The 23,804-nt window shown below is 66.4% G+C and carries 20 protein-coding genes and 1 pseudogene; 5 read left to right on the top strand and 16 right to left on the bottom strand.

Features of this window, described 5'->3' with window-relative positions:
• From HHL15_RS20590 to HHL15_RS20600, 3 genes and pseudogenes are all read left to right on the top strand, one after another.
• Positions 1 to 145: pseudogene (locus tag HHL15_RS20590) on the top strand (IS5/IS1182 family transposase); the annotation flags it as partial.
• Positions 146 to 505: 360 nt separating this feature from the next.
• Entirely contained in the window at positions 506 to 1,636 is a 1,131-nt protein-coding gene (locus HHL15_RS20595; RefSeq protein ID WP_169147695.1) for a hypothetical protein, read from the top strand.
• A gap of 201 nt (positions 1,637 to 1,837) precedes the next feature.
• Positions 1,838 to 2,461: a hypothetical protein gene (locus tag HHL15_RS20600; protein WP_169147696.1), complete on the top strand. Its 624-nt coding sequence runs from the start codon at positions 1,838 to 1,840 to the stop codon at positions 2,459 to 2,461.
• A 275-nt stretch (positions 2,462 to 2,736) separates the two neighbouring features.
• Here HHL15_RS20600 and HHL15_RS20605 read toward each other — a convergent pair whose 3' ends face one another.
• From HHL15_RS20605 to HHL15_RS20620, 4 genes are all read right to left on the bottom strand, one after another.
• Entirely contained in the window at positions 2,737 to 4,377 is a 1,641-nt protein-coding gene (locus tag HHL15_RS20605) for a DUF1302 domain-containing protein (protein ID WP_169147697.1), read from the bottom strand.
• 28 nt (positions 4,378 to 4,405) lie between these two features.
• Positions 4,406 to 5,791 (bottom strand): DUF1329 domain-containing protein, encoded by a 1,386-nt coding sequence (locus HHL15_RS20610; protein WP_169147698.1) that lies wholly within the window; start codon positions 5,789 to 5,791, stop codon positions 4,406 to 4,408.
• Positions 5,792 to 5,977: 186 nt separating this feature from the next.
• Complete coding sequence (locus tag HHL15_RS20615; protein WP_169147699.1) at positions 5,978 to 7,678, bottom strand: class I adenylate-forming enzyme family protein; 1,701 nt, start codon at positions 7,676 to 7,678, stop codon at positions 5,978 to 5,980.
• A 77-nt stretch (positions 7,679 to 7,755) separates the two neighbouring features.
• Positions 7,756 to 8,841, bottom strand: coding sequence for an MBL fold metallo-hydrolase (locus HHL15_RS20620; protein ID WP_169147700.1), 1,086 nt, complete (start codon positions 8,839 to 8,841; stop codon positions 7,756 to 7,758).
• A 127-nt stretch (positions 8,842 to 8,968) separates the two neighbouring features.
• On the opposite strand from HHL15_RS20620, the gene HHL15_RS20625 reads away from it, so the two are divergent.
• A complete protein-coding gene (locus HHL15_RS20625; RefSeq protein WP_169147701.1) occupies positions 8,969 to 10,312 on the top strand; it encodes a spinster family MFS transporter in 1,344 nt (447 codons plus the stop codon).
• A 96-nt stretch (positions 10,313 to 10,408) separates the two neighbouring features.
• Positions 10,409 to 11,518, top strand: coding sequence for a Rieske 2Fe-2S domain-containing protein (locus HHL15_RS20630; protein ID WP_169147702.1), 1,110 nt, complete (start codon positions 10,409 to 10,411; stop codon positions 11,516 to 11,518).
• 96 nt (positions 11,519 to 11,614) lie between these two features.
• Here the strand turns inward: HHL15_RS20630 and HHL15_RS20635 are convergent, their stop codons facing one another.
• The 12 genes from HHL15_RS20635 to HHL15_RS20690 form a co-directional block, all read right to left on the bottom strand.
• The gene (locus HHL15_RS20635) at positions 11,615 to 12,457 is read right to left on the bottom strand and encodes an OST-HTH/LOTUS domain-containing protein (protein WP_169147703.1); all 843 of its coding nucleotides are present in this window, start codon (positions 12,455 to 12,457) and stop codon (positions 11,615 to 11,617) included.
• A gap of 1,317 nt (positions 12,458 to 13,774) precedes the next feature.
• The gene (gene infA, locus HHL15_RS20640) at positions 13,775 to 14,032 is read right to left on the bottom strand and encodes a translation initiation factor IF-1 (protein ID WP_169147704.1); all 258 of its coding nucleotides are present in this window, start codon (positions 14,030 to 14,032) and stop codon (positions 13,775 to 13,777) included.
• A 60-nt stretch (positions 14,033 to 14,092) separates the two neighbouring features.
• Entirely contained in the window at positions 14,093 to 14,455 is a 363-nt protein-coding gene (locus HHL15_RS20645; protein ID WP_169147705.1) for a hypothetical protein, read from the bottom strand.
• Positions 14,456 to 14,805: 350 nt separating this feature from the next.
• Positions 14,806 to 15,009 (bottom strand): cold-shock protein, encoded by a 204-nt coding sequence (locus tag HHL15_RS20650; protein ID WP_169147706.1) that lies wholly within the window; start codon positions 15,007 to 15,009, stop codon positions 14,806 to 14,808.
• A 264-nt stretch (positions 15,010 to 15,273) separates the two neighbouring features.
• Positions 15,274 to 16,476: an acetyl-CoA C-acyltransferase gene (locus HHL15_RS20655; RefSeq protein ID WP_169147707.1), complete on the bottom strand. Its 1,203-nt coding sequence runs from the start codon at positions 16,474 to 16,476 to the stop codon at positions 15,274 to 15,276.
• Positions 16,477 to 16,486: 10 nt separating this feature from the next.
• The gene (locus tag HHL15_RS20660; RefSeq protein ID WP_169147708.1) at positions 16,487 to 16,966 is read right to left on the bottom strand and encodes a MaoC family dehydratase; all 480 of its coding nucleotides are present in this window, start codon (positions 16,964 to 16,966) and stop codon (positions 16,487 to 16,489) included.
• Positions 16,967 to 16,976: 10 nt separating this feature from the next.
• Positions 16,977 to 17,762: an SDR family oxidoreductase gene (locus tag HHL15_RS20665; RefSeq protein ID WP_169147709.1), complete on the bottom strand. Its 786-nt coding sequence runs from the start codon at positions 17,760 to 17,762 to the stop codon at positions 16,977 to 16,979.
• A gap of 38 nt (positions 17,763 to 17,800) precedes the next feature.
• Entirely contained in the window at positions 17,801 to 19,345 is a 1,545-nt protein-coding gene (locus HHL15_RS20670; protein WP_169147710.1) for an amidase, read from the bottom strand.
• Between the two features lie 2 nt (positions 19,346 to 19,347).
• Positions 19,348 to 20,223 carry an SDR family oxidoreductase gene (locus tag HHL15_RS20675; RefSeq protein WP_169147711.1) on the bottom strand — a complete coding sequence of 292 codons (876 nt, stop codon included), beginning with the start codon at positions 20,221 to 20,223 and terminating at the stop codon, positions 19,348 to 19,350.
• A 145-nt stretch (positions 20,224 to 20,368) separates the two neighbouring features.
• Positions 20,369 to 21,550, bottom strand: coding sequence for an acetyl-CoA C-acetyltransferase (locus HHL15_RS20680; protein WP_169147712.1), 1,182 nt, complete (start codon positions 21,548 to 21,550; stop codon positions 20,369 to 20,371).
• Positions 21,547 to 22,611 carry an acyl-CoA dehydrogenase family protein gene (locus HHL15_RS20685; RefSeq protein ID WP_169147713.1) on the bottom strand — a complete coding sequence of 355 codons (1,065 nt, stop codon included), beginning with the start codon at positions 22,609 to 22,611 and terminating at the stop codon, positions 21,547 to 21,549. The genes HHL15_RS20680 and HHL15_RS20685 overlap by 4 nt, the downstream gene beginning before the upstream one ends.
• An 8-nt stretch (positions 22,612 to 22,619) precedes the next feature.
• Entirely contained in the window at positions 22,620 to 23,795 is a 1,176-nt protein-coding gene (locus HHL15_RS20690) for an acyl-CoA dehydrogenase family protein (RefSeq protein WP_169147714.1), read from the bottom strand.
• Positions 23,796 to 23,804: the final 9 nt, after the last annotated feature.

Raw genomic sequence — 23,804 nt, forward strand, 5'->3', positions numbered from 1 at the left:
CTTCGGGTGGCTGAAGACAGTGGGCGGAATGAGAAAGACCCGCTTCATCGGAGAAGCCCGAACCCAGATCGCCGCCTACCTGTCGGCGGCGGCGTACAACCTGCTGCGAATTGCGAAATTGCAGAGCGCGGGGAGTGCGGCATGAAGCGGCTCCCGGAATTGGGCGGAAGCCCATTCCCCGGCCCATTCGACGGGCATCAAAACGGGATTGGGAATCCAACTCCGGGAATGAAGTCATGAGAAATCAAATAGCGAGAGGTACGGTTGGCGCGGTTTCTCGGCGTTTTTGCATCGGCCTGCTAACAATTCCGTCGAGAGGGACCGCCCGCAAACTGCGTTCGCGGGTTCCCCTCGCGGCCTCGGCGGCCCCTCACGTCAAACGTTGAACGACAGCTTTCCTCAACGCTCAACGGCGGCATTGGGTCGATAGCAGCCCCCAATTTCCTGAACCCGATTCCCCTCCACATTCGCCCCCACCAAGCCTCCGACCCGAACGAGCAACCCCATGCGTACCAAGCACCTGAGAAAATGGATCACCACCACGGCCATCGCCGCGCTGATGCCGCCTCTCGCCGCCCAGGCGTTCCAGGTGCTGCCACGGATCAGCGACGTCGATCGCAAGCTCAGCAGCCTGGGCAGCCACAGCATTCTGGATGGCATCGGCCAGTGGTTTGTCGGCAACGCGCTCCCGATGATCAAGAACCCGGTGCATGAGGCCATCACCCTCAACGCCCTGGCGTGCAGCGCACCGACAGGCTCCGAGCATGAATGCGTCACGACGGATGCCGTGCGCGAGCATCAGGTGATGCTCTATGGGGTCCGCTGGCCGGATGATCCGCCTTTCGCCCTGAACCGCGCCTCACCGCCCCGTCTCTCCGACTGCGATGTCAGGGTCACGCTGCGTTCGACCGCTCAGCCGAAGTGCTGGCAAGGGCTCTTCGCCGATGCGGCAAAGACCGCGAAGCAAAAGACGGCCAGCAAGCCTTCCGAGCCGGCCTTCGGCCCCGGCGACTACCTGCTCTACCGATCCCATTTCGGCGATCTGCAGTTCTTTCACGCGATGGCGACCCACGACGGAGAAGCCGCTGCGGATACCGCGCTGCGCATGAAGATGTGGGCACAGTTCCTGTGGGGGGTGGCCACCCGCAGCATTCCCACAGACCGCTTCATCCGCAAGCTGGAGCCCGCGGAACTCGGGCGTTACTTCCCCGGCGACATGACCGCCACCAATCTGCTGGCGACCGGCATCGTGGAGGTCCGCAAGGATCTGGACAAGGTCGCCCTCGGCGCCCTGCTGCACATGCTCCAGGACAGCTTCTCCCAAGCCCATGCAGACCGCCTTCCGGAGAGCGGCGCATCGTGCGAGAACATTCCCCGCTTCCCGCAACCAGGCAAGATCACTCAGTTCTACAGCTACGCAGGTCAGGTCGGCAAACTGCACGACCACGAGGACACGTTCGACGCCCTGGGCTTGCAGACGCTGCAAGGCAGCCCCAACGTCGTCGATGCGAGCCGGGCCTTCCTGAGCCTCTGGAAGGAAGGCGCGTCGTGGTCGGAGGCGGAAAAGTATTTCGATTGCGCATTTGCGCTGCAAGACCCGGAAGCGAAGGCGGGGCCGGGGCCGTTCACCGAGTAGCTCCGTGCCCCCGCGCTTCCAGACTTCAGCGCATTCAAATCAACTTTCTAGCTCTGCAAGAAATCCACGGGAGCCTCCATCTTTGTCGGATGAATCCTTTGGGCATCTTGTTCGCCGCCAGAATTGATTAATTTTGTGACAACCCCTAATTTTTATTCATAAAGGATTACTCTATAGGCATACACTTGGCAAGGAGCAGGTATGCCTTATATTTTCTCAAAATATCTAAAAGGAAGTAACAGGAGTCTGCTCCTGCTGGTTCTATCCATGTTCTTTTTTTCTGGCTGCGCAGGAATTGCGCGGACAGACTCCGCAGGAAATGAAAAACACCCGGACATGAGATCCGCAAAGCTGGCCTCCAAGCCCATCGGGCGGATTGAATATGATAGCTTCAGGAGCTTGAAAATAAGTACTGAATCGCCATACCTGGAGAGTGAATCACTGAAGGGACGGTATGAGATCGTCAGCATTCAGGGCAAGAAAGGGCAGCAATTCTTGATAACGACCACGGGAATCTGTGACTGCCTCGGATTCAGAAAGTGGTCAGTTGTTCCTTTTTCCTATTTGCTTGATGGCGATGGAGGTATCGTTCTGGCGGGGAAGTCGACTACTCCAATGGCCCAAACTCTGGCCGGTGCATTTCCAGAAGATGGCGATTATTATCTGATGATCGTTGCAGACAGCACGAGTGCAGGAAAGAGAATCGGCGTGATCAGTGGAGGCCTGGCTGTTCCTGGGCGGCCTTACGTACCCGATATCATCACATTGCCAATGACCTCCCACCCGACCGGTCTTGTGCAAGTTCATTACCACAAGAGTGAATAATGCACGGCACCAAAGCACAGCAAAGCCAAGTAGGTCGGGTTAGCGCAGCGTAACCCGACATTACTGTCCAGAATCAACGCGCTATCACCCTCGGTGGTGCTATTGCGAATCTTGTACAGATCGTTGCCGACGTGTTTGAGCATGAGCGGGGCAGATCATGCGCTGTCGGGTTACGCTCCGCTAACCCGACCTACACCGGCTCTCCCTTCCCGGCCTCGTCAACGCAAAAAACGCCCGGCAAGCCGGGCGCTCCTTATCTCATCAAACCGCTTCGCTCAGAACGAATACTTCATCACCAGCGACAGCTGGTCCCGGTCCGTCAGCGGGCGGAATTCCCGCATGCTGGCCACTTCCGCGTTGCCGAAATAGCCCATGTAGGTCAGCCCCACCTGGAAGTTGCGCTGGTAGGTGAAGGTGGCGCCGATGCTGGCGCGCATGTCGCCTTCGCCGCCGACGCCGCCGGTGATGGTGCGGCCCTTGAGCTGGCGGGAGAAGCTGATGGGGACGCTGAGGTCCCAGCCTTCGATGATGCCCGGGTAGCCCAGGCTGAGGGTGCCGGAGGCGGCGAGGCCGTAGTTGGCGCCGAAGAACAGCTCCTTGCTCTTGGGGAAGACGGTGGCGCTGGCGGCGCCCGGGGCGTTGATCTCGTCGACGCTGCCGATGGTTACGTAGGCGACTTCGGCGGTGAGGGTGGTCTGGTCGGCCAGGGCGGTGCGTTCGAGGTTCCAGATGGTGTTGAGGTTGGCCTGGAAGATGTCGCCGCGGGTGGGCGTGGGCAGGTAGCTGCTGGCAGCCTGCGGAGCACGCGGGTTGACCAGGGTCTTCACCAGCACCGGGGCGCCCTGCTTGTACGACAGTTCGCCGGCGATGGAGGCGGCGCCCACCGAGGTGCTGAAGGTGGCGCCGATCAGCTTGATGTTGTCGAAGTAGCGGACGTTGTAGGCGCCGCCGCCCAGGGCGCCGGAGCTGGCGCTGAAGGCGTTGATGACGGGCAGCGGGGAGCGGTCGTGGTAATTGAGGTAGTACAGGCCGACTTCGGTCTCCTCGGTGAGGCGGTAGCGGCTGCCCACGCCCCACTGCGGGGTGTTGCCGGGGTCGATGTCGCGGCCGCGCTGGCCGTAGGAGCACACGGAGCGCCCGCCGACCGTGCGGTAGGGCTGCAGGCAGGTGCCGCCAGGGCCGGTGGAATCGGCGCTGCTCAGGTAGGAGCCCGGTGCGGGGGCGATGGTGGAGTGGAAGCCGAACTGCAGGTGGCCGAGCAGAGACCAGCGGGGCGACATCTCGATCTGGGTCGAGACCTGGTCTTCGGGCAGCAGCTGGTCCTTGGTCTCGGTGCCGACGATGCCGGTCTTGGTGCCGTCGGCAGGGCCCTGGGCCAGGGAGATGCTGGGGAAGAACAGGCCTTCGCCCCACGATACGACGTGGCGGCCGAGGCGCACGTTGGCGCGGCGGCCGTTGCCCAGGTCGTAGGTGTCGAAGACGTAGGCATCCAGCAGGCGGGTGTAGCCGCCATGGAAGCGGCGGGCGTCGCGGGTGAATTCATCCACCGCGCCCGGCTTGTTCACCGGCCCGGCGTTGTCGTTGCTCTGGCGATAGACGTCGTCGTAGAAGGTGGAGGCCGACAGCACCAGGCCATTGACGCCATTGGTGTAGCTGGTGTCGAGCAGCAGGCTGAGGCGGTTGGCGGTGAGGCTGCCCTTGTCGAAGTTGTTGTTGCCGTCGTTGCCGCCGGAGTAGGCGGCGATCTTCGGGTCGCGGTTCTCCATGCGGGTGGAGAGGGTGTAGGTGGAATTCACGCGCCAGTCGAGCTTGTAGCCGTTGTCGAACTCGATGGCTTCGCCGGCAAAGGCCGGCGCGGCAAGACCGGCGCCCAACAGGGCAATGGCCAGCGGGCGCAGCGTGGTGTGCAGTGTCATTGTGCTTGTCTCCCTGAGCTGAGCGAGGTCAGTTGCCGGCGGAGCGCAGGGCGGCCGGGGTGAATTGGTCTGCGTTCATGTCGCCCTTGTTGAGGACGGGGCCGATGTCCCGCTCCTGGAACAGGTTGTAGGCCACGTAGCTGCCGGAGTTGAGGTCGTGGTAGAAGCTGGTGCCGGCGTGCCACGCGTTCATGTCGAAGGCGTAGTAGTAATTGATGACGGCGTGCTGCCAGAGCTGGCCACGGGTGTCGTAGTAGTCGCCGGCGACGGCGTGCCAGGTGTCTTCGTCGATGAACATGACGCGCTTGCCGAAGGGGTGGCGGTAGCCGTCCTTGAGCTTGCCTTCGAGCACCCACACGCGGCGCAGCTCGTAGCGCTGCAGATCGGGGTTGGGGTGGCCGGGCTTGAGGAGGTCGGGGTACTTGACGCTCTTGTCATGCACTTTGTAGGCGTTGGCGGGGATGTACATCTCGCGCTTGCCGTGCAGGATCCATTCGTAGCGGTCGGGCGCGCCGTTCATCAGGCGGTCCTGGTCGATGGTGAGCTTGCCGCCGGAACCGGCCAGCGGGGTGTCGTAGCCGTACTGCGGCAGCTGGCGGACGCGGCGGGTGCCGGGGTCGTAGTTCCAGGCGAGGCGCTTGCCCTTGGCAAAGTTGACCGGCTCGATGGAGGTTGTCATGGTGCCCTTGTCACGCTCGGGCAGCAGGGTGCCGGTCATGGCGTAGGCCATGGCGCCTTCCATGGGCTTGCCGAGGTTCTCGGGGGTGGTGACGACGTTCATGTTGCGGTTGAACTGCCGGCCCCAGGTGATGACGCCCTTGGAGTTGACGTCGGCGATGTCGCGGCCGCGGTTGTCTTCGGTGTAGGCGCGGTAGGGGAAGTTGTGGTTGGCCAGCACTTCCATGGCCTGCTTGGGGATGGGGAAGGGAATGGCGCCCATCACCCCGGTGAAGCCGAAGCCGTTGTCGATGAGTTCGGCTTCGCGGGCGTTCTTCCTGGCCAGTTCGCAGATCTTGTCGGGGTAGCGGAATTCGCGGCGGCCCTGGTAGACCGGGATCTTGTACGAATTGGGGAAGCGCGCCAGCAGCGCCTTCTGGCCGTCGCTGAGGCGGTTGGCGTACTGCGCCACGTTGGCCTGGGTGATGACGAAGAGCGGCTTGTCGGCAGCGTAGGGGTCGACCGGATGCTGGCCGACGTGGGGGGTGTACTTGATGCCGGGCGGCGTGCCCAGCCACTTGCCGGAGAAGGCCGGAATGCTGCCGTCCTTGTTGGGGCCGGCTTCGGCGCCGACACAGGTCAGCTCCTTGCCGAGCCTGGCGGCTTCATCCTCGGGCACCTTGGCGCTGACGTTCGCGGCGGCGAGCGACAGGGCGATGGTGGTCAATGCGGGGACCCATGGCTGGGTTTTTTTCATTTGGGTGTCTCCTTCCGGGTGCGAATGGCTTCTTGAGCGGAACGGTGGGTGTGCAGATGAAATGCCGCTGGCGGCGGGGTGTGCCCCCTTGTTTCATCTGGAACCATTCTTCGTGGAAGCGGAAGGCGGAACATCGTCCGAGAGGACTAGCCGCCCCCGTTGCAGGGGCGGCAGAGACTGCGGGCTTTAACCGGTGTGCTTCAGATACTCGCGCTTGAGGTCGGCCTTGAGCAGCTTGCCGGCGGGGTTGCGCGGCAGGGCGTCGTGGCGGATGAAGATGCGGGCCGGCACCTTGTAGCCGGCCAGGTGGGCGGCCACGTGGGTCTGCAGGTCGGCTTCGGTGAGGCGGCTGCCTTCCCGCAGCACCACGGCGGCGGCCACGGCTTCGCCGGTGCCCTCGTCGGGCATCGCAAACACCGCGGCCTCGCTCAGGTCAGGGTGCTGCAGCAGGCAGGATTCCACCTCGGCGGCGGCGATCTTCTCGCCCGAGCGGTTGATCACGTCCTTGATGCGGTCCACCACGAAGAGCAGCCCTTCGTCGCTCACGTAGCCCACGTCGCCGGTGTGGAACCAGCCGTCGCGCACGGCGCGGGCGGTGGCGTCGGGGTCGTTCCAGTAGCCCTGCATCAGCGTCACCCCGCGCAGGCAGATCTCGCCCATGCCGCCGGGCGGCGCAGCCCTGCCCCCGGCGTCCACGATGCGCAGGTCCACGATCGGCGACACCAGGCCCGAGGCACGGGGCGCGTGGCGGAACACTGCGCCGGAGGCCGCCGCGCCGACGCCATTGCTCTCGGTGAGGCCGAAGCCGATGCCGGACATCTCACCCTGCGGGCGCTTGAGCACTTCGTCGATGGCGCGCTGGGGCAGCCCGGCGCCACCAAACCCGAGGCCGCCGAGCTTGCCGGTGACCGCCGGGTCGTCGAAGCGGGGTTCGGCGAGCAGTTGCATGACCATGGACGGCGCCCCGTTGAACTGGGTGACCTGCTCCCCGGCGATCAAGTCCAGCGCCGTGGCCGGGTCCCAGCGGTGGGTGAACACCAGCCGGCGGCCGTTGCGCAGGGCATTCAGCAGCTGGGCGTGCAGGCCGCTCACATGGAACAGCGGCACCGCGGTGAGGGTGGTGGGCGGCAGGCCGCGGGCCATGATCTTCGCCACCGCCTCCGGCGAGCTCATCGCCGACACGGCGCCGATGAAGTCGATGTTGAACAGGGCCTGGCACACCGCCCGCTGGGTGGACAGCACGCCCTTGGCGCGGCTGGTGGCGCCGGAGGTGAACAGGATCACCGCGGGGTCATCCGGGCCCACCTCCACGCTCGGTAGCGCATCGGCAGGCTGGGCGGCGAAGGTGGCGTAGGCCTGGGCACCCTCGCTGTCACGATCCATGTCGGTGACGATCATCAGCGCATCGGGCGCGCCTTCGCCGGCAATGCGGGCCTGGCGTTCCGGGTCACAGAACACGACCTTCGCCCCCAGATCGGCCAGCGCCGCGTGCAGTTCCTCGCGCAGGCCGAAGCTGTTGAGGGGCGCCGGCACGGCTCCGATCAGGGCACTGGCGACAAAGGCCACACCCCACTCGGGGCGGTTGCGCATGGCAATGGCGATGCGCTCGCCCGGGCGTACGCCAGCAGCGTGCAGGCGGGCCGCCACCGCATCGGCCTCGGCAAAGAAGCGGGTGAAGGTCCAGGTTTCGCCCTGGTACTTGATGTAGGGCTTGTCCCCATGGCTGCGGGCCGCGGCGAGCAGCGCCGGCAGGGTGGGAAAGGCATTGCGGTAGCGGCGCTCGAGATGCTCGCCCACCGGGCATTCGATCACTTCGAAGGGGGCACCGGGGGCGGTGAGCTGCGCCCGGGCCTGGCGGGCCAGGTCCAGGGCTGTGGTATCGGTCATGGTCTTGTCTCCTCGTCGGCAGTGGGCTGCCGCTTGTTTTCTAAGGTGTTGAGTGCGCCGGCGCGACTGTAAGCCCTTCAGGCCGCCATGGCGAATCGGTAGACGCCATCCTCGTCGAGGCTGCGCACGATCTGCCCGGCGTAGCGCAGCCAGGCCAGGTGGGCCAGGCTCTCGCCCACGGCCATCATCTCCTCGGCGGCCTTCAGGCTGCGCGGGAACAGCACGCCCATCGCCTCGAAGGCCGACAGGCGGGCGCCGTCGGTCAGCGCCGCCAGCAGCAGGTCGAACTGCTGCTGGTGGTGGGCCTGCAGCTCGGCCACCCGCGGCCGCAGCCCGCGGAAGACGCGCTCGTGGGACGGCAGCACCAGGGTGTCGGGCGACAGGCGGTCCAGCCGCTCGAGGGACTCCAGCCACAGCTGCAGCGGGTTGCCCTCCGGCTCCATGCTGGAGACCAGCACGTTCGAGGTGATGCGCGGCAGCAACTGGTCGCCGGCGATGAGGATGGCGTCCTCCGCGCTGTACAGGCAGGCGTGCTCGGGCGAATGCCCCTCGCCCACGATGATCCGCCAGCGGCGGCCGCCGATCTCCAGGCAGTCGCCGGCCCGCAGGCGGCGGAAGCTCTCGGGCTGGGGCGGCATGAAGGGGTCCTTGCGCAGACCGGCCAGCATGCGTGCGATGCGCTCTTCCGGCATGCCGGCGCGCTGGTGGAACAGCACCAGCCCTTCGGGCGGCGGGTCCGGCAGGCGGTCGCCGAGGGCGCGCATCATGAAGAACTCGCCGTGGGTCATCCACAATGGAATGGCGTAGCGATCGGTAAGCCAGCGGGCCAGCCCGGCGTGGTCGTAGTGGAAGTGGGTGCACAGCAGGCCCTTGAGCGGCAGGCCTTCCAGCCGGGTGGCCACCACCTGCTCCCACAAGGCCTTGCAGGCCGGGGTGTGCAGGCCGGTGTCGATAATGATCCAGCCGTCTGCGTCCTTGAGCAGGTAGATGTTGATGTGGTCGAGCTGCATCGGCATGGGCATCCGCAGCCACAGGATGCCCGGCGCCACCTCGACCACCGAGGCGTCCGGCGCGGGCGGTTCGAAGGGAAAGATGATGGGATGCGGGGTGGGCTGCACGCCGGGCGGCGCGGGGGCAAGCGGGTCTGAGACGGTGTCGGCCATGGGCCCTCCTGGGTTCATGCGCCGAATCTAGGCGCCGGGGCCTCCGCACAAAACGTCCAAAAGGACGATGCCCCCGTTGCCGGAGATCCACAGTATCCCTAGCCTGTCACCAGCCCGGAGTCACTCCATGAAGCAGGAATCCCTCCCCATCGCCAGCGCCGTCCCGGTCGTCCCGGTCGTAAACTGGCGGACCCATCTGAGCCTGCTGCTGCTGGCCCTGGTGTATGTGTTCTCGTATATCGACCGCAACGTCATCGCCATCCTGATCGAGCCGATCAAGCGGGAGTTCGGCGCCTCCGACACGGCCATGGGCCTGCTCACCGGCCTGGCCTTCGGGGTGCTCTACGCGGTGATGGGCATCCCCCTCGGGCGGCTCGCCGACCAGGGCTTCAACCGGCGCAACCTGGTGGCCATGGCCTGCGGCCTGTGGAGCCTGGCCACCATGGCCTGCGGCATGGCCGGCCAGTTCTGGCAGCTGATGATCGCCCGCATGACGGTGGCCATCGGCGAGGCGGGCGGCATGGCCCCGTCCATGTCGATGGTGTCGGATCTGTACCCCAAGGAACGCCGCTCGATGGTCATCAGCCTGTTCATGATGGGGCCGCACATCGGCATGATCCTGGCCATGGCCCTCGGCGGCTGGATCGCTCAGCAGCATGGCTGGCGGGCCACCTTCCTGTTCTTCGGGGTGCCCGGCATCGTGCTCGCCGCCTTGCTCTGGCTGCTGGTCCGGGAGCCGCGCCGCGGTGGCTTCGACAGCGGGCCGGCGGCCATCGCCAGCCCTGCCCTGCCCCTCTTTGCCCAGCTGCGCGAGCTGCTGCGCATCCGCGCCTTTCTGCTGGTGTGCCTGGCCTGCGGGCTGGGTGGCATTGCCGGCTACGGCTACGGCATCTGGGGGCCGAGCTTCCTGATGCGCAGCCACACCCTGCCCCTGGCCCAGGCCGGCCTGCTGTTCGGCCTGGCTAGCGGCCTGGGCGCCGCCGGCGGGGCCATCTTCGGCGGCTGGTACTGCGACCGGCTGACCCGCCGCGACCCACGCTGGCAGATCCGCCTGCCCATGCTCGGCGCCATCCTGGGCCTGCCCATGGGCTTCGCCTTCCTGCTGTGGCCGGCCGGCAACTGGCAGCTGGGCAGCCTGGCCATCCCCCACGCCATGATCTTTGCGGTGGGCTTCGGCTTCTTCAACGCTTGGTGGCCGCCCCTGTGCTACGCCGCCACCAGCCACATGATGGCGCCCAACCAGCGGGCCCTCGGGGCAGCCCTGCTCAACCTCTTCCTGACCCTCTTCGGCGCCGGCCTGGGTCCGCTCCTCTCCGGCGCGCTGAGCGACCTGTTCGTCGGCCGCTTCGGGCCGGGCAGCCTGCGCTACGCCCTGCTCCTCACCCTGTGCCTGCTGGGGATCTCCGCGCTGTTGCTGGGCCGCGCCATCCAGGACTACGTGCGGCGCCTCGACGCCCTCAAGGCCGGCTGAGCGCCCATCGTCCGAACGGGGGATGTCCCGCCCCGGCCGCCTCCCCACAATCGGACGCGCATCCACACCCACACCACATCACGAAAAGGAGCCTCCATGGCCACCACCAAGGACTATCGACTCGGCGAATTCACCTTCCCCCGCGGCTGGTTCATGATCGCCGACGCAGAAGAGCTGAACACCCACAAACCCCTGGCGGTCCGTTTCCTCGGCAAGGACTTTGCCCTCTACAGGGGCCGCGAAAGCGGCAAGGTGGTTCTGCTGGACGCCTACTGCCCGCACATGAAGACCCACCTGGCGGCCCCCAACGACACCTCCTACGTGGTGCTGGACGGCGGTGGCAGCAACGTCGAGGGTGACGGCATCCGCTGCCCCTACCACGCCTGGCGCTTCGGCCCGGACGGCAAGTGCAACGACATCCCCTACCATGAAGGCAGCATCCCGGCCACCGCCAGCGTGAAGTCCTGGCCGGTGGTGGAGAGCCTGGGCGCCATCTGGCTGTGGCACGACCCGGAAGGTGGCGAACCCGAATGGGATCACCCCAGCCTGCCCCAGTGGGACGACCCGGCCTGGGTGCGCTGGAAGTTCGACCACCTGGGCATCCTCGAGCAGCACCCCCAGGAAGTCATCGACAACATCTGCGACTACGGCCACCTCAGCCCGATCCACGGCTCCACCGTGGAAAAGTACGAGAACGAGTTCAAGGGCCACAACGCCATCCAGCGCCAGTGCGGCCCGCACCGCACCCTGGTGGGCCCGGACGGGGTCAGCCCGATCCTGCACACCATCACCATCTATCACGGCCCCGGCGTGCTCATCTCCCACCTCACCGGCCTGTACGACGCGGTGATGATGATCACCCACACCCCGGTCGAAGACGGCTCGGTGAAGGTCTGGCACGCCCTGCTGGTCAAGTCGCCCGGCGGCAACGACACGGCCACCCTGCCCGATACCATCGCCGCCCGCCAGTTCCAGGAATCCGCCCGCCTCGCCTTCGCCCAGGACTTCGAGGTGTGGACCAACAAGGGCCCCTGCCTCAACGGCCTCTTCATCCCCAGCGACGGCCCCTTCATGAAGGCCCGCATCTGGTACAAGCAGTTCTACAACCCGCGCGCCATGAAGCAGGAGTTCCTGGAGCAGTGCGAGGGGTATTACGTGCCGAAGGGCGCGGTGCCTTATACGGACAAGGAGCCCGTGGCCGCCTGAGGGATGGCCTGATCCTTGATGCATGAAGCAGGAAGCCGCAGGAATGCGGCTTCCTGCGTTTGGAGGGTGCTCCTTCTTGCCCCGCGCGCGCCGGCGTCAGTGACGCTCCCGCAAGCGGAATAGTGTGCGGGAGCCGCCCTTCGGCATGCCCTCGTCCATGACGTCGAACAGTTCCGAGCCGATGAGCAGCTGCTTGAGACTCTTGAATCCATAGCGCTCAACCAAGTGTGCCAACTCATCGGGATGCTCCTTCGCAGCCACCTGCCCCGCAGTGGACAAATACGTCCAGCCATCGGTGCGCTTGTCCCGCCCATGGACCTCGCAGAACAGGCTGATCAGGGGAGACCGTTGCAGCCAGGCCAACTCAAACTGCCGCTCAAACTCCGGGCTTGCGACGAGCTCGGCCATGGACTTCCTGCCTTGCTCTATCCGCAGCGAAATCTCCTTCAGATGGTCGAACATCGGCGAGACTTTATCGCGCTGGACATCCAGGTAGGCCAGCGCGTCATTCAGCGCAGTCTCATCTCCCGGTTTCCAACGAGGCAGGAAGTGATGGACAAGCTCATTGCGTTGCTCGGTCATCAGCTTGAGATCCGCCCGCATTCTCTGAACGAACGCATCCTCGACTTCCATCGTGAACTTGAAACGGAAGGCACACTGCGCAGTCTCCGGCACCCCGAACTCCGGTATCTCCAACCCCGCTTCCACCAGTACATCACTCAGGTAGTTTCGGACAAGCGTCCCAAGCGTCTGCTGCGCGGGCCTTCCCCCGACAACAGAAGTCTCGACTAAGGCACTCGCGCCATCAGATCGGACATACGTGCTATTGCTGTTCTCCAAGATGAACTTCAGGAACAGCTCGATCTGCTGAAAAATAACGAGATTCCGCCCTACACGGCGCAGGACCTCGTCACTGGTGGGGGTGCGATCGTTGGACATGGAAGATCGTGGGGCTGCAAATGAAAAAAGAAGGCGTAGCTCTAAGACAATTGGAGAAGTTGGTGTATTGAATGGCGGCTTGTCGGCCGGAACAGTCGTTCATGCTCTGCGCACCGAGCGGCTTCTTTGGGACAGACAACCGCCGCTCAGTGTAGTACAAGACTGATGGGCAGCTTTCAACGCGAGCGACAGGCTTCACAAAGACGATTAGTGGCGCGACCTGCAGAGCTTTGCCTTGGTCGAGCGTGCTCACCGTATCGGCGACAGGACGAGCATTGAACGCCGCTATTACGTCAGCAGCCTGGCCCTGCGCATGAACGGGGGGTCACAGTCGTCACCTCCTAGCATCCCACCCGTAAGCATCCAGAGACCCTCGACAAGCACCTTTACCGAAGCCGCAATCTGATCGAACGCTGGTTTTGTCGCGTTAGCCAATCCGGTGTATCGCAACCCGCTACAACAAGCTGGCATCGCACTTCGCATCGTTCATCCGCTTATGTGCGGCTGTCATTTTGGGGGCGTGAATATCCACACACCCTAGTGCTGGAGAGCCCACGCAACGCCCTCGGTCGATGCGTAGTGCAATGCCGCGGTCTGGCTCGTGAAACTGGGCTTGAAGCGCATGATCCGGGTCGTGCTGGATGTCCCCCTGCCCGAATGTATCGATACCGATGCCGCAAAGCCGCCGTCGGGGTTGGGTTTTGTCATGGGGGCGACGCGAAAGCGGCCTACTGCAATGTGTGAGTTGTTGTGCATGTTTCCAATATGTTCTGGGGAAATATCCATCGTTATTGCAATGGATCAAGAGTGGGATTGAAGTGAAGCCTCTTGCGTCAGCGCAAAAAACCGGCTTTTCCGGGAGGACTTCAGAAGTGCGGCGCGACACCGCTTTCCGTCTGAATACACGACGGGATAAAGGTGAATGCGGTGTGTTCGGATGCGGCTGCCCGCACGGCAATTTCCTGACAGGCAGGTTCCGCGACCATGGCATGTCTCGATCGCAAGCTTGCCTCACGGCGGAGCTGCTTTGGGGGCTTCTTGAAGAGGGTCGGGCGTGAAGCAGAAGTACAGGCCGCCTGAGCCCAGCGAAGAAGGCTCCGGCATGGCGGGCTTCAAAGGGCAAAGGCCGTGCAGCAGCGCTCCGCTCCTGGCGCAAAGCGCATCCGAAGCGGCCATCGCCAGCCGGCCACTGGCTCAGCGGCGGGGGTACGCACTCACGGAGAACCCCAGCGGCCTGTGCCGATGTATCGCTCTGCTCATCACCGATGTCCCTGCCCGCAGGAAACGGTCTGAGCCGGTGTGGGCAGAGCCAGGCGCTTAACGGCGCTTCGGCCGTGCCGCGAGGGGTGCGCGGCCCTCGATGTGGCGGAAGGTGATTCGACCCTTGCTCAGGTCGTAAGGGGACAGCTCCAGAGAGACCTTGTCGCCGGCCAGAACGCGAATATGATTCTTGCGCATTTTTCCGCCGCTGTAGGCCACAAGCATGTGCCCGTTATCGAGGGTGACGCGAAAGCGCGAATCCGGCAGCACTTCCATCACGACACCTTGCATTTCCAGTAGATCTTCTTTGGCCATGGTCATTTCTCCAGGGGTAAGTTAAGTCAAGCCCTAAAGAAACGGGGCCGGGGGCAATGCTCATTCGGTCGGAGCAAAGCCGTAATAGGATCCGTAGGGGGACGGATCCGGGGCGTAGGCGGCAAGCTTGATGGCGTCCGCCAGGGTGACCTGGTCGGTGAAACCATCGACGCCACCCGCCTCCTTGAGCCATCGCGCTTCGACTTCACTGTCGCTCAGGCCATGCAGATCAAGGTTCTTGTTCAATCGCTCCGAGCGGTATTCGAAAGCCGTGTCATGGGCAATGAACAAGGTATGGGGGCATGCGGTGATGCGGGTCTCATCAACCGGGTCCGCACCCATGACCCGCGTACCGCAGAACGGGCAATGGACAGGGGTGTAGTAAAACGTTCTCAGCTCGGTTCGCTGAATGCCAGTTGTCATGCTGTGCTCCATATGGATGGAGAGGCGCGCCTTGAGTGCTGCCCGATCGCTCGCGCCTTGCCGCTGCTTCCTGCGGATGGCGATGAAGCGCTGAACGAGGCCAGCCTGCCCATGGGCGATGACCGGATGGATGTGCCAGGCACCATCAGGCGTCCTCGCAGGGCAAGTGCAATACACGCATCGGAACGGAGCGTCTGAACCTTCGCTCTGCGTCCTGCTCTGGATTGATTGTTTTTTGCCGGGTCCGCATGGGAATCAGGGCGATTCCATGCCTGTGCCGACCATGATGTCGGCACAAGTACTCGCAGGCCGCCGAGAGGATTCAGCTGCCTTGAATGTCGCCGCAAGAGTCAGGCGATCTGGATGTTGCTTGCCTGCTTGCCCTTCGGGCCATTCGTAACGTCGAAATTGACGCGCTGGCCTTCGGTCAGGCTCTTGAAGCCCGCGGACTGAATCGCGGAAAAGTGGGCGAAGAGATCGTCGCCACCTTCATCGGGGGTAATGAAGCCAAAACCTTTGGAATCGTTAAACCACTTCACAGTACCTTTTGTCATATTTTTAGTCTCCGAAAAATGACGGGGCATGGCCCCAGAATGGAGCGAGATCAAAAGGGCGAAGCAAAAATGGGGGGGTGCCGCCGCAGGACTGCGGACGCTAGACCAACAAAATCACAACACGACTAGAAATCGCGAGAATTGGTTATACGTGCTGCCAAGTGATATGGCAAGCGAAATCTCGATTCCGGCAATCCGGTGCCAATACGCTGAAATCCGGAGGTTCGGCCAGCCCGCCCCATCAGGAACAGGCCTTCTCCGTACTCAGCACACCTCGAACAAGCCCGCCGCTCCCATCCCCCCACCAATGCACATCGACACCACCACATAGCGCACGCCCCTGCGCCGCCCTTCGAGCAGCGCGTGGCCGACCATGCGGGCGCCGGACATGCCGAAGGGATGGCCGATGGCGATGGCGCCGCCGTTCACGTTGAGGCGCTCGTTGGGGATGCCCAGGGTGTCGCGGCAGTGGAGGACCTGGCAGGCGAAGGCTTCGTTGATCTCCCACAGGCCCACGTCGCTCACCGCCAGGCCGAATCGCTCGAGGAGCCTGGGGATGGCGAAGACGGGGCCGATGCCCATTTCGTCGGGGGCACAGCCGGCCACGCTGATGCCCCGGTAGATGCCCAGCGGGGCGATGCCCCTGCGCTCGGCTTCGTCACGGCTCATCACCAGGGCAGCGGAGGCGCCGTCGGAGAACTGGGAGGCGTTGCCGGCGGTGATGAACTCGCCCTGGGCGATCCATTTGCCGTCCTTCCACACGGGCTTGAGCTTTTGCAGGTCTTCCAGGGTGGTGGAGACGCGGTTGCATTCGTCCTTGGTGGCGGTCACGTCTTCGTGGCCGGTCGGGTTGCCTTCCTTGTCGAAGACGAGCTTGCGGGCGGCCAGGGGCACGATCTCGGCGTCGAACAGGCCGGCGGCCTGGGCGGCGGCGGTGCGTTGCTGGCTCTGCAGGGCATAGGCGTCCTGGGCGTCGCGGCTGATGCCGTAGCGGCGGGAGACGATCTCGGCGGTCTCCAGCATCGGGATGTAGGCGCTGGGCACCACCTCCTGCACGGCCAGGGACTGGGCCCGGTAGGTGTTCTTGTGCTTGGTCTGGGTGAGGGACAGGGACTCGACGCCGCCGGCAATCGCGATCTTCATCTCGCCGGCCAGGATGTTCTTGGCGGCGACACCGATGGTCATGAGGCCGGAGGCGCACATGCGATCCAGGGCCATGCCGGGCACGCTGTCCGGCAGGCCGCCGGTGTAGGCGCACAGGCGGCCGATGTTGTAGGCCTGGGTGCCCTGCTGCACGGCGGCACCCATGATGACGTCCTCGACGGCGCCCGGCTCGATGCCGGCCCGCTCGACGACGGCGCGCACCACGTGGCCGCCCAGCACGGGGGCCTCGGTGTCGTTGAAGGAGCCCCGGAAGGACTTGCTCAGCGCGGTGCGCGCGGTGGAGACGATGACGGCTTCGGTCATGGCAGTGCTTTCAGGAAACCGCCGGAGCGGTGGAGTGGAAGGTGTAGCGGCTGATCGTGTCGATGACGCAGCCAGGGCGGTCGCCGCCCTCGATCTCGATGCTGACGCGGACGGTGGATTGCACCGCCTCGCCCAGCGCCTCGACCTTGAGGATCTCGCCGCGGCCGCGGATGCGGGCGCCGACCTTGACGGGCGCCGGGAAGCGCACCCGGTCGGTGCCCACGTTGACACCCATCTTCATGTTGTCGATGTGGATCAGCAGGGGCAGGAAGTGATTGACCAGGGACAGGATCAGGTAGCCGTGGGCGATGCAGCCGCCAAAGGGGCCGTCCTTGGCGCGCGCCGGGTCCACGTGGATCCACTGGTGGTCGCCGGTGGCGTCGGCAAACAGGTTCACCCGCTCCTGGGTGATCTCCAGCCAGTCGGTGGTCCCCAGGTCGGTGCCGGCGGCGGCCAGGAGCTCGGCCGCGCTGCTGAATACGTGTGCCATGGGGCCTCCGTCAGGCGTGCTGGGAGCTGACCGACAGCACCTCGCCGGCCATGTAGGAGGCGTAGTCGCTGGCCAGGAAGACCATCACATTGGCCACCTCCCACACCTCGGCGGCGCGGCCGAAGGCTTCGCGGCCGGCCAGCTGGGCCAGCAGCTCCTCGCTGGAGGCTTTCTTGAGAAAGTCGTGCAGCGCGATGGACGGCGACACGGCGTTGATGCGCACCCCGTACTCGGCGGCCTCCAGCGCGGCGCAGCGGGTCAGGGCCATCACCCCGGCCTTGGCGGCGGCGTAGTGGGCCTGCTCCTTCTGGGCCCGCCAGCCCAGCACGGAGGCGTTGTTGACGATCGCCCCGCGGCCGCGCGCCTGCATGGCGGGAAGCATGGCGCGGGTCATGCGGAAGGTGCCGGTGAGGGTGATGTCGAGCACCCTGCTCCACTCCTCGTCGCTCATGTCCACCACGCGCTTCTGGCCCCCCAGGCCGGCGTTGTTGATGAGCACGTCCACACCGCCCAGCCGGGCTTCGGCGGCGGCCACCAGGGCCTGCACCTCTTCCTCGACGGTCACGTTGCAGAGCTGGCCATACACCTCGGCGAGGCCGGTTTCTTCCTTGAGCTTGGCGACGGCCTCTTCGAGGCGGCGCGGGTGGATGTCGGAAATCATCAGGGCGCGGCAGCCTTCTTCGGCGCAGCGCCGGGCGGCCGAGAAGCCGATGCCGGCGCCGGCGGCGGCGGTGATCAGCACCGAGCGGCCCTTGAGCAGGCCGTGGCTGGGAACATATTGGGGGTTGAGGCTCATGGATCTGTCTCCTGGAGGAATCGTTGTCGTTGTGGGGGTCAGGCCGGCCGGCGGTCGCGCCAGGGGGCGGCGGCCTCCAGCTGGGCGGCCAGGGCCAGCAGGCGGGCTTCGCCGCCGAAGGGGCCGGCGAACTGCACGCCGATGGGCAGGCCGGCGGCGTTCCAGTGCAGGGGCACCGACATGGCCGGGTGGCCGGACATGTTGAAGATGGCGGTGAAGGGCGAGGCCAGCACGGCGGCCTTCACGAAGCGCTCCCAGGGCTGAGCCAGGGACAGCTCGCCCAGCAGGGGCGGCGGCGCGGCGGTGACCGGGGAGAGGATCAGGTCGTAGCCCTCGAAGAACTCATCGAGGGTGCGGCTGGCCTGGTCGAACACCGAGCGTGCAGCGAAGACCTGCTCGGCGCTGTAGCCCTTCGCCAGCTGCAGGCTGCGCCAGTTGAGGGGCTCCAGCTCATCCTCGCGCACCGGGCGGCCGAGGGCCTTCTCGCGGGCCTGCACGGTGGTGAGCATGCCGGTGCCGGTCATCACGCCCATGCCGGCGAACATCTCCTGGATGGGCAGGCGCGGCGCGGCGGGCTCAACGTGGTGGCCCAGGCGGGCGCACAGGGCGGCGGCCTTGCGCACGGCTTCGAGGCAGTCGGCGTGCACGCCCATGCCGAAGGGGTTGCCCTCCATCAGGGCGATGCGCAGCCCACCAGGCGCCTTACCCCTTGGCGCCTTGCGGATGGCGGCGAGCAGATCATGGGTCGGCGGCAGCACCCGGGAGCCGGGCTCCGGGCCCTGGCTGAGCTGCAGCAGCAGGGCCGAATCGCGCACGCTGCGGCTGATCACGTTGTGCACCGACAAGCCCATCCAGCCCTCCAGCGCCCTGGGGCCCATTGGCACCAGGCCGCGGCTCGGCTTGAGGCCGAAGACGCCGCAGTGGCTGGCCGGGATGCGGATCGAGCCGCCCCCGTCGCTGGCGTGGGCCACCGGCACGATGCCCGCCGCCACGGCCGCTGCCGAGCCGCCCGACGACCCACCGGTGCTGTGCGCCGGGTTCCAGGGATTGCGGGTGGCGCCGAACAGGCGGGATTCGGTGGTGCCGGTCTGGCCGAACTCCGGCGAGGTGAACTTGGCGAAGATGTTGAGGCCGGCGGCCTGGTAGCGCTGTACCAGGGTGGAGTCATGGTCGGCCACGGCGTCGCGGAAGAACACGCTGCCGTGGGTGGTCACCGTGCCCTTGAGGGACAGGTGCAGATCCTTCAGGCCGAAGGGCACACCGGCCAGCGGGGGCCGGGCCAGGCGCTCCGCCCTGCCGGCGCGGGATAGGGCCTGGGCGCGTTCGCGGGCCATTTCATAATGGCGGACGGCCACCGCATTGAGCGGCGCACTGGCCTCGGCGCGGGCGATGGCCGATTCCAGCAGCTCGGCCGGGGTGAGCTGGCCATCGCGGATCAGGCGCGCCAGGTCGGTGGCATCCCGCTCCTCGTAGGGGGTCGCCGACCTGGCGGTGGCGGCCTGGGGCGCGGCTGCCGCCAGCCCCAGGGCTGCGGCGCCTTGCAGGAAGCCGCGCCGACCCGTGTCCACGTGTCCTTCGTCCATGCTCAGGTCCCCCAGACTTTCTGCGCCGGCACCGCCTGGGCCAGCAGGGTGGCCACCACATCCTCCACCTCGGCCACGCTGAGGCGCGCGCCCTTGTCCTTCTGGGGGCCGGTACGCCAGCCGTCGCATACAGAGATGCGCCCGCCCTGGCTCTCGAAGACCTGGCCGGTGACGTGGGCGGAGCGGCTGCTGCCCAGCCACACCACCAGGGGCGCCACGTTGTCGGCGGCCCAGGCATCGAAGCCGGATTCGGGGGCCTTCACCACATCGGGCATGGCGCTCTCGGTCATGGAGGTGCGGGCGGCGGGGGCCAGGGCGTTGGCGGTGACGCCGTAACGGGCCAGCTCGGCGGCCTGCACCAGGGTCAGCGCGGCGATGCCGCCCTTGGCCGCGGCGTAGTTGGACTGCCCCACCGAGCCCTGCAGGCCGGCACCGGAGCTGGTGTTGATGATGCGCGCGTCCACCCTGTTGCCGGCCTTGGCCTGGTCACGCCAGCGCTTGCCCAGGATATTGGCGAGGCAGAAGTGGCCCTTGAGGTGCACCCGCATCACTTCGTCCCAGTCCTCCTCGGACAGGCTGATGAACATGCGGTCGCGCAGGATGCCGGCGTTGTTCACCACCACATGCACTTCGCCGAAGGCCGCCACGGCGGCATCGACGATGCGCTGGGCACTGTCGCTGCGGGTGATGTCATCACTGTTGGCGATCGCCTGGCCGCCGGTGGCGGCAATCTCGGCCACCACCGCCTCGGCGGCGGCCTGGCGGATGTCGTTCACCACCACCTTGGCACCCTCGGCGGCGAAGGCCAGCGCATACGCCCGCCCCAGCCCGCCGCCGGCGCCGCTAATGATGACGCTACGTCCTTCACAAATACCCATTCTCAGTCTCCAATTCAATTCTGGTCGAGGTGGTGCAGGCGGCGTAGCGAGCGGCCCGAGGTCGCGAGGAGAAGCGCAGCCGTACATGAGTACGGCGAGCATCGCAGTCGCGAGATCGGGCCGCGCAGTAGCCGCATGCGGCGCCTCAAAGTCTCTCGATGATTGTCACGTTAGCCTGCCCGCCGCCCTCGCACATGGTCTGCAGGCCGAAGCGGCCGCCCGTGCGCTCGAGCTCGTGGAGCAGGCTGGTCATCAGGCGCGCACCGGTGGCGCCCAGGGGGTGGCCGAGGGCGATGGCGCCGCCATTCGGGTTGGTGCGGGCCGGGTCGTAGCCGGTCTCCTTGAGCCAGGCCATGACCACCGAGGCGAAGGCCTCGTTGATCTCCACGCTGTCGATGTCCGACAGGCTCATGCCGGCCTTTTTCAGGGCCGCCCGGGTGGCCGGGATGGGTGCGGTGAGGTGCCAGATCGGGTCGTCACCGAGCACGCTGAGGTGGTGGATGCGCGCCCGCGGAGTCAGCCCGTAGCGCTTCAGCGCAGCCTCCGACACCACCAGCAGGGCGGCCGAGGCGTCGCAGGTCTGGCTCGACACGGCGGCGGTGATGGACGGGTAGTCGGCGCCCACCGGCTCCAGGGCGGCCATCTTGTCGAGGGTGGTGGCGCGGGGCGTCTCGTCCCGCTCGACGCCTTCGAGCGGCACGATCTCCCGGGCAAAGTGACCGGCCTCGATGGCGGCCAGGGCACGGCGGTGGCTCTCCAGGGCGAAGGCCTCCATGTCGGCACGGCGGATGCCCCAATGGTCGGCGATGCGCTGGGCGGCGTAGAACTGGTTGACCGGCTGGTCGCCGAAGCGCGCCCGCCAGCCCTTGCTGCCCGAGAAGGGGTCGGGGAAGCCCAGGGGCTGGCCGGCCAGCATGGCCGAGGAGATGGGGATCTGCGTCATGGTCTGCACGCCGCCCACCGCCACCACGTGCTGGGTGCCGCTCATCACCGCCTGGGCGGCAAAGTGCAGGGCCTGCTGGCTCGACCCGCACTGGCGGTCCACGGTGGTGCCGGGCACGTTGAGCGGCAGGCCGGCGGCAAGCCAGGCGGTGCGGGCGATGTCGCCGGCCTGGGAGCCGATGGTGTCCACGCAGCCGAAGATCACGTCGTCGTAGTCTTCGGCGGGGATGGCGTTGCGCTCCACCAGGGCCTTGAGCACATGGGCGCCCAGGTCGATGGCATGGACGTGGGACAGGCCGCCCTTGCGCCGGCCGGTGGGGCTGCGCAGGGCGTCGACGATATAGGCTTGGTTCGTGGAGGCCTGGTTGGTGGGGGCTTTGATCATGCTTGCACCTCGAAAGTGTGGCCGGGGCCGATGGCGGCGCCGTCGGCGAGGATGGACTCGGCCACCCGTGACTTGTGGAAACCGCGGTCGCCCCAGGACGCATCGAGGGCCCAGGTCCGCTTCATGAACATCTGCAGATCCACCTCCCAGGTGTAGCCCATGGCCCCATGCACCTGGATGCCGTGGCGGGCCGCCAGCCAGGCGGCTTCGCCGCACACCAGCTTGGCGTGGGAAGCATGCACCGGCGCGTCGGCCCCGCCATGAGCCAGGGCGTGGGCGGCCCGGTAGAGCACCGGCTTGGCGAACTCGATGCGGGTGGCCACGTCGGCCAGGTGGTGTTTGACCGCCTGGAAGCTGCCGATGGGCTTGCCGAACTGCTTGCGCTGGGCGGCGTAGTCCACCGCCAGGTCCAGCATGCGCTGGGCCAGGCCGAGGAGCTGGCCGGCCACCGACAGGGTGCCGCGGTCCAGGGCTTCGGCCCACAGGCGACGCCCGGCCTCGCCGGCCGCGATGCGGGTGGCCGAGCTGGGCTCCCAGGCCAGGCTGGCCAGGCGGCGCGACAGGTCGATGCTGGGGTTGGGCGTCACGTCCACCAGGGCGCGCGGCACCAGGTGCACCTCGTCGCCATGGGGCAGCAGCAGCAGGTCGGCGGTGGCGGCGTCGGCCACCAGGGGGTTGACCGGATGGCCGATGGCGATGCGCACGTTGCCGGCGGCGATGCGGCCGAGGACTTCCTCGCGCCCGGCACTGCCGGCGGGCAGCGCGGCAAGCAGGCCCGCGGACACATAGGCGGTGTCGGCCAGGGAGTCGGGGATGGCGTAGTAGCCCAGTTCCTGGGTCATCAGTGACCAGGCCACGTCGTCCATGCCGAGGCCACCGCAGTCCTCCGGCACCGACAGGGCGGTGAGGCCCTGCTCGGCCAGCTTGCCGCGCAGTTCGGGGGAGCGGCCGGGGTCGGTCTCCCAGATCTCCCGCAGCATCTCGGGAGCGGCTTCGGTCATCAGGAAGCGGCTCATCGCCTCCCGGAAGGTGAGCTGGTCGTCGTTGAAGGTGAAGTCCATGGCCGGCCTCAGGATTTGGGCAAGCCGAGCATCCGCTCGGCGATGATGTTGCGCTGGATCTCGTTGGTGCCGGCGTAGATCGGCCCGGCCTGGGCGAACAGGAAGCCATCCAGCCAGCCCGCGGCGTCCGTCCCGGCGTCCGGGGCCTCGGCCAGCAGCTCGCCGCGGGCGCCGAGGATGCGCATCGCGGTTTCGTGCATCTTCAGGTCCAGCTCGGACCACACGATCTTGTTGGTGCTGGCCTCGGCGCCGATCTTCGCGCCCTTGGCCAGCCTCCCCACCGTGTGATAGGCGGACAAGGCATAGGCCTCGGCGCCCATCCAGGCTTCGCAGACAGCGTCGCGGATCGACGGATCCCGGTCGGCGCTGTCCCGGTTGGCCTGGTACAGGGCCACCAGCTTGCGGGCAGTGGCCTGGAAGCGGGCCGGCGAGCGCAGCAGCAGGCCGCGCTCGAAGCCGGCGGTGGCCATCGCCACGTGCCAGCCCTGCCCTTCCTCGCCGATGCGGTTGTCCACCGGCACCTTGACATCGTCGAAGAAGATCTCGGCGAAGGCCTGCTTGCCGTTGAGGGCGATGATCGGGCGGATGGTCACGCCCGGCGCATCGAGGGGCGCCAGCAGGTAGGACAGGCCATGGTGGCGGCTGGAGCCGGCCTCGCTGCGGAACAGGCCGAACACCCAGTCAGCGAAAATGGCCCGGGTGGACCAGGTCTTCTGGCCGTTCAGGATGTAGTGGCTGCCGTCCCCGGACAGGGTCGCCTTGCTGGTGATGGCGGCCATGTCGGAGCCGGCATTGGGTTCGGACCAGCCCTGCGCCCACATGTCGTCGCTGGCCGCCATGCGCGGCAGGAAGCGCTGCTTCTGGGCCTCGCTGCCGAACTCCATGAGGGTCGGGCCGAGCAGCAGCTGGCCGTTCTGGTTGACCCGCATCGGGGCCCCGGCGGCGTAGTACTCCTCCTCGAAGATCAGCCATTCGATCAGGTCGCAGCCGCGCCCGCCCAGATGCTCCGGCCACATCACCATGGACAGGCGGCTTTCAAAGAGGCGGCGCTCCCATTCCCGGTGCTGCTCGAAGCCCTCGCGGGTGTCGTAGCTGGCCAGCGGCGCCTTGGGCACATTGCGCGCCAGCCAGCTCCGCAGCTCGGCGCGGAAGGCCTTCTGCTTGGGGGTGTAGGCAAGATCCATGGCTGCGCC

The sequence above is a fragment of the Zoogloea dura genome, from assembly GCF_012927165.1.
Classification (GTDB): domain Bacteria; phylum Pseudomonadota; class Gammaproteobacteria; order Burkholderiales; family Rhodocyclaceae; genus Zoogloea; species Zoogloea dura.

Coding starts and splice junctions, on each gene's coding strand:
- HHL15_RS20675 (WP_169147711.1), bottom strand. CDS start 20,223: ATGGGTATTTGTGAAGGACGTAGCGTCATCATTAGCGGCGCCGGCGGC.
- HHL15_RS20655 (WP_169147707.1), bottom strand. CDS start 16,476: ATGACCGAAGCCGTCATCGTCTCCACCGCGCGCACCGCGCTGAGCAAG.
- infA (WP_169147704.1), bottom strand. CDS start 14,032: ATGGCCAAAGAAGATCTACTGGAAATGCAAGGTGTCGTGATGGAAGTG.
- HHL15_RS20615 (WP_169147699.1), bottom strand. CDS start 7,678: ATGACCGATACCACAGCCCTGGACCTGGCCCGCCAGGCCCGGGCGCAG.
- HHL15_RS20605 (WP_169147697.1), bottom strand. CDS start 4,377: ATGACACTGCACACCACGCTGCGCCCGCTGGCCATTGCCCTGTTGGGC.
- HHL15_RS20670 (WP_169147710.1), bottom strand. CDS start 19,345: ATGGACGAAGGACACGTGGACACGGGTCGGCGCGGCTTCCTGCAAGGC.
- HHL15_RS20600 (WP_169147696.1), top strand. CDS start 1,838: ATGCCTTATATTTTCTCAAAATATCTAAAAGGAAGTAACAGGAGTCTG.
- HHL15_RS20660 (WP_169147708.1), bottom strand. CDS start 16,966: ATGGCACACGTATTCAGCAGCGCGGCCGAGCTCCTGGCCGCCGCCGGC.
- HHL15_RS20665 (WP_169147709.1), bottom strand. CDS start 17,762: ATGAGCCTCAACCCCCAATATGTTCCCAGCCACGGCCTGCTCAAGGGC.
- HHL15_RS20610 (WP_169147698.1), bottom strand. CDS start 5,791: ATGAAAAAAACCCAGCCATGGGTCCCCGCATTGACCACCATCGCCCTG.
- HHL15_RS20650 (WP_169147706.1), bottom strand. CDS start 15,009: ATGACAAAAGGTACTGTGAAGTGGTTTAACGATTCCAAAGGTTTTGGC.
- HHL15_RS20620 (WP_169147700.1), bottom strand. CDS start 8,841: ATGGCCGACACCGTCTCAGACCCGCTTGCCCCCGCGCCGCCCGGCGTG.
- HHL15_RS20645 (WP_169147705.1), bottom strand. CDS start 14,455: ATGACAACTGGCATTCAGCGAACCGAGCTGAGAACGTTTTACTACACC.
- HHL15_RS20635 (WP_169147703.1), bottom strand. CDS start 12,457: ATGTCCAACGATCGCACCCCCACCAGTGACGAGGTCCTGCGCCGTGTA.
- HHL15_RS20680 (WP_169147712.1), bottom strand. CDS start 21,550: ATGATCAAAGCCCCCACCAACCAGGCCTCCACGAACCAAGCCTATATC.
- HHL15_RS20690 (WP_169147714.1), bottom strand. CDS start 23,795: ATGGATCTTGCCTACACCCCCAAGCAGAAGGCCTTCCGCGCCGAGCTG.
- HHL15_RS20595 (WP_169147695.1), top strand. CDS start 506: ATGCGTACCAAGCACCTGAGAAAATGGATCACCACCACGGCCATCGCC.
- HHL15_RS20685 (WP_169147713.1), bottom strand. CDS start 22,611: ATGGACTTCACCTTCAACGACGACCAGCTCACCTTCCGGGAGGCGATG.
- HHL15_RS20630 (WP_169147702.1), top strand. CDS start 10,409: ATGGCCACCACCAAGGACTATCGACTCGGCGAATTCACCTTCCCCCGC.
- HHL15_RS20625 (WP_169147701.1), top strand. CDS start 8,969: ATGAAGCAGGAATCCCTCCCCATCGCCAGCGCCGTCCCGGTCGTCCCG.